This window comes from Aeromonas sp. PS2Canimalfood6, assembly GCF_048276795.1.
Taxonomy (GTDB): Bacteria; Pseudomonadota; Gammaproteobacteria; order Enterobacterales; family Aeromonadaceae; genus Aeromonas; species Aeromonas caviae.
In genome coordinates, this window is sequence record NZ_JBLUXC010000007.1 from 24,646 (window position 1) to 38,283 (window position 13,638).

At 62.7% G+C, this 13,638-nt stretch carries 13 protein-coding genes; 5 read left to right on the plus strand and 8 right to left on the minus strand.

The genetic code is table 11. From position 1 onward, the window contains the following. Positions 1–9 precede the first annotated feature (9 nt). On the minus strand, positions 10–708 hold the full coding sequence (locus ACNPAA_RS04785) for an L-ribulose-5-phosphate 4-epimerase (protein WP_010674473.1): 699 nt from the start codon (positions 706–708) through the stop codon (positions 10–12). Beyond that, the gene (locus ACNPAA_RS04790; RefSeq protein ID WP_368204037.1) at positions 705–2,381 is read right to left on the minus strand and encodes a ribulokinase; all 1,677 of its coding nucleotides are present in this window, start codon (positions 2,379–2,381) and stop codon (positions 705–707) included. Before ACNPAA_RS04790 ends, ACNPAA_RS04785 begins: the two co-directional genes overlap by 4 nt. A gap of 360 nt (positions 2,382–2,741) precedes the next feature. On the opposite strand from ACNPAA_RS04790, the gene ACNPAA_RS04795 reads away from it, so the two are divergent. From ACNPAA_RS04795 to araC, 4 genes are all read left to right on the plus strand, one after another. Beyond that, entirely contained in the window at positions 2,742–3,725 is a 984-nt protein-coding gene (locus ACNPAA_RS04795; protein ID WP_010674475.1) for an arabinose ABC transporter substrate-binding protein, read from the plus strand. A 66-nt stretch (positions 3,726–3,791) separates the two neighbouring features. After that, a complete protein-coding gene (gene araG, locus ACNPAA_RS04800; RefSeq protein WP_010674476.1) occupies positions 3,792–5,288 on the plus strand; it encodes an L-arabinose ABC transporter ATP-binding protein AraG in 1,497 nt (498 codons plus the stop codon). Positions 5,289–5,336: 48 nt separating this feature from the next. After that, entirely contained in the window at positions 5,337–6,338 is a 1,002-nt protein-coding gene (gene araH / locus ACNPAA_RS04805) for an L-arabinose ABC transporter permease AraH (protein WP_010674477.1), read from the plus strand. A 174-nt stretch (positions 6,339–6,512) separates the two neighbouring features. Then, complete coding sequence (gene araC, locus ACNPAA_RS04810) at positions 6,513–7,382, plus strand: arabinose operon transcriptional regulator AraC (RefSeq protein ID WP_223915810.1); 870 nt, start codon at positions 6,513–6,515, stop codon at positions 7,380–7,382. 68 nt (positions 7,383–7,450) lie between these two features. Here araC and ykgO read toward each other — a convergent pair whose 3' ends face one another. Both ykgO and ACNPAA_RS04820 read right to left on the minus strand, forming a co-directional pair. Continuing rightward, complete coding sequence (ykgO, locus tag ACNPAA_RS04815) at positions 7,451–7,576, minus strand: type B 50S ribosomal protein L36 (RefSeq protein WP_010674479.1); 126 nt, start codon at positions 7,574–7,576, stop codon at positions 7,451–7,453. Then, positions 7,573–7,842 carry a type B 50S ribosomal protein L31 gene (locus tag ACNPAA_RS04820; RefSeq protein ID WP_010674480.1) on the minus strand — a complete coding sequence of 90 codons (270 nt, stop codon included), beginning with the start codon at positions 7,840–7,842 and terminating at the stop codon, positions 7,573–7,575. The genes ykgO and ACNPAA_RS04820 overlap by 4 nt, the downstream gene beginning before the upstream one ends. 225 nt (positions 7,843–8,067) lie before the next feature. Between ACNPAA_RS04820 and ACNPAA_RS04825 the strand changes: the two genes are divergently transcribed. After that, positions 8,068–8,322, plus strand: coding sequence for a DinI family protein (locus ACNPAA_RS04825; protein WP_010674481.1), 255 nt, complete (start codon positions 8,068–8,070; stop codon positions 8,320–8,322). Between the two features lie 216 nt (positions 8,323–8,538). Here ACNPAA_RS04825 and ACNPAA_RS04830 read toward each other — a convergent pair whose 3' ends face one another. The 4 genes from ACNPAA_RS04830 to ACNPAA_RS04845 form a co-directional block, all read right to left on the minus strand. Continuing rightward, positions 8,539–9,288: a DUF2927 domain-containing protein gene (locus ACNPAA_RS04830; RefSeq protein ID WP_010674482.1), complete on the minus strand. Its 750-nt coding sequence runs from the start codon at positions 9,286–9,288 to the stop codon at positions 8,539–8,541. Between the two features lie 83 nt (positions 9,289–9,371). Continuing rightward, positions 9,372–9,875, minus strand: a complete 504-nt coding sequence (locus ACNPAA_RS04835; RefSeq protein ID WP_010674483.1) for a M48 family metallopeptidase — start codon at positions 9,873–9,875, stop codon at positions 9,372–9,374. Between the two features lie 131 nt (positions 9,876–10,006). Continuing rightward, positions 10,007–11,650: a hypothetical protein gene (locus ACNPAA_RS04840; protein WP_043154071.1), complete on the minus strand. Its 1,644-nt coding sequence runs from the start codon at positions 11,648–11,650 to the stop codon at positions 10,007–10,009. Positions 11,651–11,929: 279 nt separating this feature from the next. Beyond that, on the minus strand, positions 11,930–13,579 hold the full coding sequence (locus ACNPAA_RS04845; protein ID WP_161470010.1) for a bifunctional metallophosphatase/5'-nucleotidase: 1,650 nt from the start codon (positions 13,577–13,579) through the stop codon (positions 11,930–11,932). Positions 13,580–13,638 lie beyond the last annotated feature (59 nt).

Genomic DNA, 13,638 nt, shown 5'->3' on the forward strand with positions numbered 1-13,638 from the left:
TGTCCTCTTTTAGGCTTTTGTCTGGCCGTAATAGGCGTGTTTGCCATGCTTGCGCTGGTAGTGCTTCTCCAGCAGGTAATCGGGCAGGGGGCGGGCCCCCGGGTTGATCTGGCCGGTGAGCCAGGCCATGCGGGCCACCTCTTCCAGCACCACGGCGTTGTGCACTGCATCCTCGGCGCTCTTGCCCCAGCTGAAGGGGCCGTGGTTGGCCACCAGCACCCCCGGCATGGTGAGGATGGGGGTCTGCTTGAGGGTTTCGACGATGAGATGACCGGTCAGCCCCTCGTAATCCTCCTCCACTTCGCCCGGGGTGAGCAGGCGGGAGCAGGGGATCTCGCCGTGGAAGTAGTCGGCCTGGGTGGTGCCGAAAATGGGGATGGGACGCCCCGCCTGGGCCCAGGCGGTGGCATGGGTGGAGTGGGTGTGCACCACGCCGCCAAGCTCCGGATAGGCGCGATAGAGCACCAGGTGGGTGGCGGTGTCGGAGGAGGGGCGAAGGTCCCCCTCCACCTGCTTGCCCGCCAGATCCAGCACCACCATGTCCTCGACCCGCATCCGCTCATAGCTGACGCCGCTTGGCTTTATCACCACCAGATTGCGCTCTCGGTCGATGCCGCTCACGTTGCCCCAGGTGAAGGTCACCAGGCCATGGCGCGGCAGATCCAGATTGGCGGCGAGCACCTGATCCTTGAGGGTCTTGAGGTTCATGCCGGCACCCCCCGGTTGTAGAGCGGTTCGGCGGCGGCGCCCCAGGCGAGGTAGCGCTGGTAGAGGCGTTCATACTCGGCGACCCGCTCGGGGTGTGGCTGGTGGGTGCGCTCCACGGCGCTCGCCATGTGGTGCTGGGCCTTGGCCACATCGGCGTGGATCCCGGCCGCCACGGCGGCAAAGATGGCCGCCCCCAGGGCGCAGCACTGATCCGAGGCCACCACCTGGATAGGCCTGTTCATCACGTCGGCGCAGGTCTGCATCACGGTGGTGGACTTGCGGGCGATGCCGCCAAGGGCGATCACCTGCTCCACCGGCACCTGCTGACTGGTCATGCACTCCATGATGCTGCGGGCACCGAAGGCGGTGGAGGCCACCAGGGCACCGAAGAGATCGGGGGCATCGGTGCCGAGGTTGATCCCCGTGAGGGTGCCCTGCAGGCGCTGGTTGGCATAGGGGGTGCGCCGGCCGTTGAACCAGTCGAGCACCACCGGCAGGTGCGCCAGGTCGCGCTGCTGATCCCAGGCGGCGGCGAGGCTGGGTAACAGGGCCTGCTTGTGGCGCTCGATGGCGGTGCGAAGCTCCGGATACTGGGCGGCGAGGCTGTCCAGGGGCCAGCCGAGCTGGCGCTGATACCAGGCATAGATGTCACCGAACGCGGACTGTCCTGCCTCCAGCCCCACCATGCCCGGCACCACGCTGCCGTCTACCTGGCCGCAGATCCCGGCAATGGCCCGATCACCTATGGTGGCCTCATCTGCGATCAGGATGTCGCAGGTGGAGGTGCCTATCACCTTCACCAGCGCATTGTTGCCGGCCCCGGCTCCCACCGCCCCCATGTGGCAGTCAAAGGCGCCGCCGGCGATCACCACCTCGCAGGAGAGGTGTAGCCGCTCCGCCCACTCCGGGGTCAGAGTGCCGACCGGGAGATCGGCGGTCCAGCTGCCGGTAAAGAGGGGGAAGTCGAGATCCTCCGTCAGCAGGGGATCCAGGGCATTGAGGAAGTCGGCGGGCGGCAGGCCGCCCCAGCTCGGGTGCCAGAGGGACTTGTGGCCGGCGGCACAGCGCCCGCGCTTGAGGGTGGCCGGGGCCTGGGTGCCGCTCAGGACGGCGGGGACCCAGTCACACAGCTCGACCCAGTTGCAGGCGGCGGCGCGCACGGCGGCATCGGCGCGGGAGACGTGCAGGATCTTGGCCCAGAACCACTCGGAGGAGTAAATGCCGCCGATGTAGCGGCTGTAGTCGGGGAACTGGCCGCCGTGGCACAGGGCGGTGATGGCCTCCGCCTCCTCGATGGCGGTGTGATCCTTCCACAGCACGAACATGGCGTTGGGGTTGTCGGCAAACTCCGGACGCAGGGCCAGCACGCGCCCCTCTCTGTCGATGGGGGCGGGGGTGGAGCCGGTGCTGTCCACCCCGATGCCGCGCACGGCGGTGCGCTGACTCGGCGTGAGCTGGCTCACCACCGCCACCACTGCCTGCTCCATGGACTCCAGATAGTCGAGGGGGTGGTGGCGGAACTGGTTGTTGACCGGTTGGCAGTAGTGGCCTGCCTGCCAGCGCGGGTAATAGACGACATGGGTCGTCAGCTCGGCGCCGTCCTGGCAGCGCACGGCGAGTGCCCTGACCGAGTCGCTGCCGAAATCGAGTCCGATGACGATGTGCTCAGACATAAGTGCTCCTGACCATCAATGAGGGGTGACTGGGGGGAACCATAGGAGATGGGCAGGAGGGGCGGTTAGCCATTGGCTGCTGGAAATATGGATTTTAACGCTGTCAGTGCGACAGGGTGACGGCTCTCTAAAATTCAATATGTGACGAAATTGCTAATTATATAGACGAAATGGCTGCAATCTCATGGCGTGATCCTGCTCTCCATTTTTAATTGTGAAAACGATTACAACTTGGTTCGCTCAATCAGCAACAACAATAACGTCCTGTTTAAGCATGTTTTTATATGGCTGCGACTTGATTGACTCAACGAGCAGCACTGCGTGGATACATGGATTGATAGAACCGTTGGAGACATTCGCATGAACAAAATCGTTAAAGGCATGATCGCGATGGGGTTCGCCCTTGGTATGGCAAATTCTGCTTTCTCGGCCGAAGCGCTGAAGCTGGGCTACCTGGTCAAGCAGCCCGAGGAGCCCTGGTTCCAGACCGAGTGGAACTTCGCCGACAAGGCGGGCAAGGAACTGGGCTTCGAGGTGATCAAGATAGCCGTCCCCGACGGGGAGAAGACCCTCAATGCCATCGACAGTCTGGCGGCGAATGGCGCCAAGGGCTTCGTCATCTGTACCCCTGATCCCAAACTCGGTGCCGCCATCATGGCCAAGGCCAACAGCATGGATCTGAAGGTCATCACGGTGGATGACCAGTTCGTCAACGCCAAGGGCCAGCCCATGGAGCAAGTGCCCCTGGTGATGATGGCCGCCACCAAGATTGGCGAGCGTCAGGGTCAGGAGCTCTACAAGGAGATGCAAAAGCGCCAGTGGGACGTAAAGGCGACCGGGGTGCTCGCCATCACCGCCGACGAGCTCGACACCGCCCGTCGCCGGGTCGAGGGCTCCCTGGGCGCGCTCAAGGCCGCCGGTTTCCCCGAGGGCCAGATCTTCCGCGCGCCCACCAAGAGCAACGACATTCCGGGGGCGCTGGATGCCGCCAACTCCATGCTGGTGCAACACCCCGAGGTCAAGAACTGGCTCATCGTCGGCATGAATGACAACACCGTGCTCGGCGGCGTGCGCGCTACCGAAGGGCAGGGCTTCAAGGCGGAGAACGTCATCGGCATCGGTATCAACGGGGTGGATGCGGTGAACGAGCTCTCCAAGTCCAGCGCCACCGGCTTCCTCGGCTCCCTGCTGCCCAGCCCGGACGTACACGGCTACAAGAGCATCCAGATGCTCCATGACTGGGTCGTCAACGGCGCCGAGCCTGCCAAGTTCACCGAGGTGACCGACGTGGTACTCATCACCCGCGACAACTTCAAGGCCGAGCTGCAAAAGAAAGGGCTGTGATCCCCATCCCTTGATACCCATGCCGGCATGGCGGAGTGCGCCGTGCCGGCTGGCTGGAGTCATCTCATGAATCAAGTTCCATATCTGGAGTTTTGCGGCATCAGCAAGGAGTTTCCCGGCGTCAAGGCGCTGCAGAACGTCTCCTTCGCCTGCCAGCAGGGCACGGTACACGCGCTGATGGGAGAGAACGGGGCCGGCAAGTCCACCCTGCTCAAGATCCTGAGCGGTTTTCAGGCGCCCACCCGCGGGGTGGTGAAGCTGGCGGGTCAGGAGAAAGTGTTCCAAAACACGGTCGATGCCCTTGAGAGCGGGATCGCCATCATCTATCAGGAGCTGCACCTGGTCCCTGAAATGAGCGTGGCGGAGAACATCTACCTGGGGCAGTTGCCGACCCGGCGCGGCGTCATCGATCGGGAGAAGCTCTATCAGGATGCAGCCAGGCAGCTGGCACGCCTCGGGATGGATGTCTCCCCCGAGACGCCGCTCAAGTACCTGTCCCTGGGTCAGTGGCAGATGGTGGAGATCGCCAAGGCCCTGACCCGGGACGCCAGCGTCATCGCCTTCGACGAGCCGACCAGCAGCCTCTCGTCCCGCGAGATTGAGCAGCTGTTTCGGGTCATCCGCCAGTTGCGGGACGAGGGCAAGGTCATTCTCTACGTCTCCCACCGCATGGACGAGATCTTCGCCCTGTGCGATGCCATCACGGTGTTCAAGGATGGCCAGTTCGTGCGCACCTTCGCTTCCATGGCCGAGGTGGACCGGGATCTGCTGGTCAAGACCATGGTGGGGCGCGAACTGACCGACATCTATGGTTACAGCCCAAGGCCGCTTGGCGAGGCGGGCCTCAAGGTGGAGCACCTGATGGGACCCGGCCTCAAGGCGCCGGTGTCGCTCGAGGTAAAGAGAGGGGAGATCCTCGGCATCTTCGGGCTGGTGGGGGCCGGGCGCAGCGAGCTGATGAAGCTTATCTTCGGCGCCGAGACACCTCGGGGGGGCGAGATATCGGTGTTTGGCAAACAGGTGGTCATTCAGAGCCCCATCGATGCCATTCGCAGCGGCATCATGCTCTGCACCGAAGACAGGAAGGCGCTCGGCATCATCCCCATCCATTCGGTGCAGGAGAACATCAACATCAGCGCCCGCCGCCACCACGCGTGGGGAGGCTTCTGGATCAACCAGAAGTGGGAGGACGAGAACGCGAGGCTGCGGATCCGCGACATGCGGGTCAAGACCCCGTCTCCCCAGCAGGCCATCATGAACCTCTCCGGCGGCAACCAGCAGAAGGCCATTCTGGGACGCTGGCTGTCGGAAGACATGAAAGTGATCCTGCTCGACGAGCCGACCCGAGGCATCGACGTCGGGGCAAAGAACGAGATTTACAACGTGATTTACGATCTGGCCAAGGTGGGCATCGCCGTGGTGGTGGTCTCGAGCGAGCTGCCGGAGGTGCTGGGCATCGCGGATCGGATCCTGGTCATGCGGGAGGGGGAGATCGCCGGCGAGCTTTCCCACGACGAGGCCAACGAGGTCAAGGCGCTCAATCTGGCCATGCCGGCCCGTTGATCTGCTGACCGCAACGAGATAGCACCCGGAATTTTCAGGAGAAATACCATGACAACAACGACCTCGGTCGGCCAAGCCGCCAACGACACCGCGGCGAGCGGTACCCGCCTGCAACTGACCCGCATCTGGGATCAGTACGGCATGCTGGTGATCTTCGCCATCCTGTTCCTGCTCGCCTGCGTGCTGGTCCCCAACTTCGCCAGCCTGATCAACATGCGGGGGCTCGGGCTTGCCGTCTCCATGTCGGGCATGGTGGCCTGCGGCATGCTGTTCTGCCTCGCCTCCGGCGAGTTCGACATGTCGGTGGGCTCCGTGGTGGCCTGCTCCGGGGTTGCCTGCGCGGTGGGCATCAACGCCACCGAGAGCATCCCCCTCGGCATTCTGGCCGGTCTCTCGGTGGGCCTTGTCTTTGGCCTCATCAACGGCATCGTCGTGGCCAAATTCAAGATCAACGCCCTCATCACCACCCTTGCCACCATGCAGATGGCGCGCGGGGTGGGCTACATCATCTCCGACGGCAAGGCGGTGGGCATCGTGGAGGAGGGCTTCTTCGAGCTTGGCAACTCCGCCCTGCTTGGCATCCCGACGCCCATCTGGCTGACGGCTGTCTGCTTCGTGTTGTTCGGTCTGCTGCTCAACAAGACCACCTTCGGGCGCAATACCCTGGCCATGGGGGGCAACGAGGAGGCGGCGCGTCTGGCCGGGGTCAACGTGGTGCGCACCAAGATCATCATCTTCACCATGACCGGGCTCATCGCCTCGCTCGCCGGCATCATCCTCGCATCCCGCATGACCTCGGGTCAGCCCATGACCTCCATCGGCTTCGAGCTGGTGGTGATCTCCGCCTGCGTGCTGGGTGGGGTCTCCATGAAGGGGGGGATCGGCAAGATATCCTATATCATCGCCGGGGTGCTGATCCTGGGGCTGATGGAGAACGCCATGAACCTGCTCAACATCTCCCCGTTTGCCCAGTACGTGGTGCGTGGCCTCATCCTGCTCGCCGCCGTGCTGTTCGACCGCTACAAGCAGGTGCGCAAAGCCCGTATCTGAGCGATGTCTTTCCTCGTCACCGGGCCGGCCTCGCGCCGGCCCGGTGTTTTCCCCGGCAAGCTGTGAGCCAGTTCAACAATTTCACAACGAACAGCTTGCGAACATAGGGGGTTCCTACGCCGGATCTCTACAATGGCCCATGTCGACTTTTTTACCGAAACCCTGTTTTCCGCCATGTCCTCGATGCAAAAAGAGAAGCCGAAACAACTCAATCCCCTGCTGCCTGGCTACGCCTTCGACGTCTTCCTGGTCTCGGGGATGACTCCCATCGAGCAGGGGAGCGCGCTGGATTTCACCATCGACAGGCCCCACGGCATGAAGGGGTTCATCGTCAATCTGACCATCAAGGGCAAGGGGCAGATCTTTCAGGGGGACAAGGCCTTCACCGTGGAACCCGGCGACCTGCTGCTCTTTCCACCAGCGGCGGTGCACCATTACGGCCGGGCGCCGGATGCCCGGGAGTGGTATCACCGCTGGGTCTATTTCCGGCCGCGGGCCTATTGGACTGACTGGCTCAAGTGGCCCCAGGTGACGGAGCAGGTGGGGCGACTGCAACTGGCGGACAACCAGCTGCTCACCGAATTCGACGCCCTCTTCCTCGACATCGAGGAGACCCACAAGCAGCTGCGGCCCATGTCGGAGCAACTGGCCATGAACCTCTTGGAGCGGTTGCTCATCCGCTGCTACGAGGCATCGTCCCAGAATGCCTATCCCGCCATCGATCACCGGGTCCACGAGGCGTGCCAGATCCTGAGCGAGTCCCTCTCGGCCGAGATCTCGGTGGAAGCGCTGGCGGAGCAGGTATTCTTGTCTCCCTCGCGCCTCGCGCACCTGTTTCGCGAGCAGGTGGGGGTGAGCATAGTGCGCTGGCGCGAGGATCAGCGCATCATGCGGGCCAAGCTGCTGCTGCAGACCACGCCGCTGTCGGTCGCCACCATAGGCCAGCAGGTGGGCTATGACGATCAGCTCTACTTCTCGCGGGTGTTCCGAAAGCGGGTAGGGGTCAGCCCCACCGAGTACCGCAAGTGCGCCACCCCGCTGTGAGCAGAGCCCAGAGATGACAAAGCCCTCATGACGAGGGCTTTTGTTATCCATGAGGGGCGGATGCGCAATCAGCCCTGACGAGCCTTGAACCTGGGATTGCTCTTGCAGATGACGAACAACTTGCCGCGCCGACGCACGATCTGGCAGTCCGGGTGACGCGACTTGGCGGATTTCAGGGAGGCGAGGACTTTCATTGTTTCTCTTTTCCTTTGCTGAAGAACTGACCGAATCGCTGGCCGAAGCGAGCGACCTGACCTTCCTTGCCGACCTGCTTCTGTTTGCCGGTATAGAAGGGGTGGGACGCGCTGGAGACATCCAGCGTCACATAGGGGTAGGTGTTGCCATCTTCCCACTCTCTGGTGCGATCGGTGGCCAGCGTGGAGCCGATCAGAAAGTAGGTATTGCTGGCGAGATCGCGGAACAGAACCTTGCGGTATTCAGGGTGAATATGGGGGCGCATGATTGCCTCTTTTGTTATGTTATAACAAGAGATGGATAATGCGATGGATGAGAATCAATATCAACTGTTTTTTCCATGATGACAGCGATGGGGGAAAATCGGGGCCGTTCGGCTGCACATCGTCAGCGAGAAGGTGTGAGCGGTGAGGGCCTATGTGCAGCCACCATCTTTACTTTTTAAAAATACTGTATAAAAATACAGTAAACTATCATGGAGACGTACCTTATGCGCCTGGAAATCATCATCGACAGAAAACACCAGATCCCCACCTCGACCATGGAGGCCTTGCGCCAGGAGCTGCTCAAGCAACTGGGTGAGCGCTTTCCCGATCTGCATGTGCGGGTGGCACCGGGTAGTGCCATGGCTCTGACGGTCAGTCGCGCCAGCAAGGAAGACAAGGAGCTGGCCGAAGCCATGGTGCAGGAGGTGTGGGAAAACGCCGATAGCTGGATGCCGGAAGAAGAGGCTCTGGAGGCCTGAAGATAAGCTCTCAGCGGCAAACATCGTCGTGATCCACCAGGGCGCGAGGAGGAACCTCCAGTCGGGTGATGATCCCTGTACCGGCTTTGCCGAACCGCTCTTCAAAACACGCAGCCATGGGCTGCGTGTTGCGTTGATGGGGTAAGCGCATGACCATGAAGGCGAAAGGCGAAAGGCGAAAGGCGAAAGGCGAAAGAGTAATGTTTCTGGCTGCGCTCAGAGTCCCGCCCAACGCTTGAGGCTGTCGACTTGCACTCGTTGGGTGGCCTGTGCGATGTCGCCATTGGCACGCAGTGCCTTGAGGGCGGTGGGGAGCGCCGTGCGTACCTCGTCCGCCGTCATGCCCGGTTGCAATGCCGGGTGGTAGGCAAGCTTGAGCAACACGTAATCGAGCCCGGTCAGAAAGCTGTCGATGCTGCTGTCATTGAAGATGGAGGGGAACACCTTGTCCGAGTCGTTGGGCAGCCCCATCACCTGGCTCAGCTCTTCCACCACGCAATCCAGAAAACGGCCCTTTGCCCGGCTGTAATCCACCGGAATGATGATGGTGGCACGGGTGATCTCGTAGCGAGCGTTGGTGGCGAAATTGGCCAGGCAGATCCCCTCCTTGAGGGCGATGCGCACCGACTCGTCCTGGCGCATGGTGCGTGCAGCCCAGCTCGCCATCTGTTTGTGCCGGGTCATGATGAGGGTGAGATTGGGGTTGTCGCTGACAATCTCGATGGGGTGACCGGTGATCCTGCTCAGGTGACGGGTCTGTACCTTGACGACCTCGGCCTGTAGCGGCTTGTCGCCGAATTCGTTGACGAGCTTGAGACGCACGGGGCCCGGCCAGCGGGAGAAGTGCTCCTGTTGTTCATGGCCATACTCCCGTTTCATGGCGATTTCCATGAAGCTCTGGACAAGGTAGTCATCACGTTGCCAGCGTTCGGTGGCCGACAGCGGCAGGGAGAAGAGCCAGAGCATCAGCCCCGGGAGCAACCAGTGCCCATGGCGAACGGGCTGGACAGGTGTGTGCCATGGGCGCATCTTGCCTCCTTGCAAGGGGATCAGCGGGCGGTACGCTCGATATCACGCCAGGTGAGCCAGAGCCTGAGATCGAACTCCAGTTGATGATAGTCCGGTTCCATGTGCTGGCAGAGCTGGTAGAAAGCCTTGTTGTGATCCTTCTCCTTCAGGTGGGCCAGCTCATGCACCACTATCATCTTGAGAAAGGCGGGATGGGCCTCCTTGAACAGGGCGGCGATGCGGATCTCGTTCTTGGCCTTGAGCTTGCTGCCCTGCACCCGGCTGACATAGGTGTGCAGTCCCAGGGCATCCTTGATCACGTTGATCTTGCCGTCGAAGATCACCTTGGAAAGCGGCGCGGAGCTTTTCAGGTAGCGGTTCTTCAGCTCCATGGTATAGGCGAGCAGCGCCTTGTCGCTCTGGACGAGGTGGGTTTGCGGGTAGCGCTTGGCCAGCATCTCGCCGAGTTTGCCCGCCGCAATCAACTGCTGTACCTGAGCCTTGAGTGGCTCCGGATAGCCCCCCAGATAAGTCAGCTCCGCCATGATTCTTCCCTCTGCCGCAAAAAAGAGCGCCATTGTAGTCAGGATGGGGCCCCTTGAACATGGTCGGCCCCCCTCTTTATGACGACAACGAAAAGGGGCCACCACCAGGATGGCCCCTTCTGTGTGCCTGATTAGCGGCGCCGGTACAGGCCCGGGTCCACCTCTTCATACTGGGCTGCCAGATACTGGTAGAAGGCAAGGTGGGAGGGGGAGGTCGGAGTCTTGAGCTCCTGTGCCACCCGCTCCGGTTTGGCGATGATGAATTTGGGTTGTTGGCGCTGGATGTCAGCCAGCACCCGCTCGCGCACATCGTAGGGCGGGTTGACGTTGGCAAAGAACAGATAGGCGGAGGCCGGCTGGCGATCGGTCCAGAGGTAGTATTGCGGCTGGATGCCATCGACCCAGATCTTGTCGGTGGGCGCCGTCTCGGCCAGGATACGATCGACCCTGACCTGGGCGGGGGGATTGAACGGCCTGCCCTTGAGATTGCCTTCCCAGGCGTTGTTGACCAGCAGCGCCAGCATGGCCAGCGAGGCGAGCCAGGGGGTGGCGCTTCGCACGTCCCAGGCGCGCCAGAGCGGGACCAGAATGAGCACGGGCAAGGCCCACAGCAGGCTGTTGCCGAGCACCTCGCGCACCCGCTCCAGAGACCACTCCTTGGTGCTCCAGCCATAGCCGAGCTGCTGGGCCAGCAACCAGCTGGCGGTCAGCACCACCAGGGAGATGCAAAGTAGCCCCAGGGCATCGGATCGCTGCTCGCTTCTGTCCAGCAGGCAGGCGAGCGGCAGCAGGCCAAGCTGCAGATAGAGCACGTCATAGTGATCGAACACATGGCCGGAGACCGAGTTGGCGATCAGGGTGAACAGCACCCCCAGCAGGGTGGCGCACAGCGCGGGGAGATACCACTCCTGGCGGCGCCCGAGCATCAGCACGAGGAAGGCGGGCAGCAGCATGATGAGGCCGGTGCGCAGCAGACCGACGGCGCCCACCTCAGGAGAGAAGCCGTTGCCGTAGCTCCCTTCAAAGAAGATGCCGAAGGCGTAGTATTTGAACTCGGCCAGCACGTCGTGGTGCTGGAAGTAGGCATAGAGCGGGCCGCCGACGAGGGCCAGTCCAAGCAGGCTGGAAAAGAGCAGGGCAAAGGCGCAGCGCCACTGCTCGCGCAGGCACCAGTGACAGAAGAGCACCAGATACCAGGCACCCCAGAAGGCGCCGTTGTTGGTGCGCATCCAGGCCACGATGGCGAAGGTGAGTGCGGCGACCAGGGCCGGTCCCCAGCTGAATCGCTTGTCCAGCAGCATGGTGATGAAAGCCCACTGGGCGATGAGGGCCAGATGGAATGTCCAGTCCTCTGTCATGTTGCCGTAGTAGTAGCGAGTGCTGTAGAGCGCCAGCAGGGCCAGCATGCTGCCAAGTCGCGCCCGCACCGAGAGCCCGAGCTGCGAAAAAGCCTGCCAGCTCGCCATGAGGCCCAGCCAGCAGAGCACCCACTCCAGCAGCCAGATCCCGAAGAAGCCACCAAGGCCATAGCCCAGTGCATCGAGGGCGAAGATCATGGGACCCTTGATGTCGATCATGTCCCGATAGAGTACGCCCCCCTCGCTCCACATCTTGCCCATCACCGCAAACAGGGAGGCATCAAATCCCGGGGCCATGCCGTGGAACAGCGGATTGCGCAGACAGAACAGCAGAGCCATCAGGGCGGTGAGCAAGATGACCGACGGCCTGATCCCGGGATTGTGGCGGTGCGGGGTAAAGCGGATGGCATGATTCATGGGTGACCTGTTCCTGCGGGAAAGACTGAAAAAGCGGGCTTATCTTGCCGAGCCGGGCTGCACGATGCAATGGAAGAAGTGTAGGCACCTGAAATAATTCGTAAAAGTATCGTTTTCACGCCTCTGGCTGCACTGGCAGGCCCCATCACAAGACAGGGCTGGCGCAGTCGGGCGTCACAGCCTGAGGTTGCATGGTAGGGGGCCTGCGCCTGGGAGCGGATCAGGATTCCCCTATGCGGGGGAAAGGCGGCACCGACCCGGGATGGGCCGGTGCCAGATTCACTGGCCGTGATACTCCACCAAGGCCGGCAGGGGGCTGAGTTCCGGCAGGTGGCGTGCCCAGCGCAGGAAGGCATCCGCCAGGGTGATGCCGAGCTCCTGATTGTGCTGGGTCAGGGTGCGGGCAAGGGCCGTGTAGCCCTCCTTGCCGGAGGCGGTATAGGCACTGGAGACCCCGCGATAGATGGCATCCGGCTCGACGTGCTGCCACTGACCAGGGCTGGCTTCCCATTCCAGGCGAGTGATCCTCTCCCCTTTGGGTCTGTCGGCCTGATAGCAGAAGCGCACCCCGGCGGTATAGGGGAAGCTGCCGCTGCCATTGCCCGTCCCCCCGTTGTTGGTGGCGTTGTCGATGGCCCCCTCCAGCGCTTCGGCCAGTTCATGGCCGTGCACCCGGTAGAGGGTGAGGGGAATGGCAAAGGGCAGCAGGCGTCCGGCAACGTCTGCTTCGGTCAGGGGGCCGGGCTCGAGGGAGCAGCGTACGCCCCCGGCATTGTGCAGGGCAAAGTCCACCTGACCCACCTGTTCGCGGGCACTGGCCAGCATGGCACTCGCTACCAGGGGGGCGACCTGGCTGCCGGCGGGCAGGCTGTCATCGGGCAGGCGCTGGTGATGGAGCGGATCAGCGAGCCGGGTCACCACGCGCCGGGTCATGGTTTCGAGCTCGGGGCGATAGCGTCTGGCCAGATGCTGCTCGAGCTCGGGGGCCGGTTCGCAGAAGTGCAGCCCCGCAGGAGGCGGGGAAGCAAAGGGCCAGGGATCCCAGGGTAACCACTCCAGCTGGCCGCGGCTTTGGCACACGCGTCCCTGCTCGTCGAAGGTGAGTTCGCACACCCCGAGACAGAGGGCGCTGTGGGCGGCGTGCAGGATGGCCACCCCGTTCACCATGAGGGGATAGCTGCCTTCGCTGTCGAGCCCGAGCGGCGCCAGATCCCCCAGCAGGCTGTGGGTGTGTCCGCCGACGATGAGGCTGAGCTCGGGGAAGCGGGTCGCCAGTCGCTTGTCCTGCGCCAGACCCAGGTGGCTCAGCAATATGATGTGGTGGATGCCGGCGGCCTTGATCTCGCCGAGGGCGCGGCTCAAGGTCTCTTCGATACCGTGGAAACGGGTGTGGGGATCGGGGCTCGCGATGGCGGCCATCTGCGGCAGCGTGATGCCGAGCAGGGCGAAGGGCACGTCGTCGATGACGCGCTTGTGCCAGGGGCGGCTCGCGTCAAACAGCCGCGGCAGTCCCTGCAGCCGCAGCGGGACATCGGCGGGCTCCTGACGGTTGTCGATGTTGGCGGCGAGCACCGGGAAATCGAGCTGGCGCAAAAATTCCACCAGCGGCCCGTTGCCCAGATCGAATTCGTGGTTGCCGATCACCATGGCATCCGGTTGCAAGAGGGCCAGCAGGTCCGCATTGGCCCGCCCTTTGAAGCGGTTGAAGTAAAGTGACCCCTGGAAGGTATCGCCGCCATGCAGCAGCAGGCAGGTCTGGCCGGCTGCCTCGGCCTGTTGGCGCAGGGCGGTGAGCCGGGTCAGGATGCGGCCATAGCCGCCGCACTGGGTGCGCCATTCGGACTCGCCATCGGGGGAGAAGCGCATGGGGGCGCCATCGAAATGGGAGTGGCAGTCGCTGAAGTGGGCAAGTTGAACCGTCATACTCAAGGCTCGGTCCTCCTTAGGAAAAAAGAGCACCGAGTCTACTGCATGGGGTGGGGGGGATA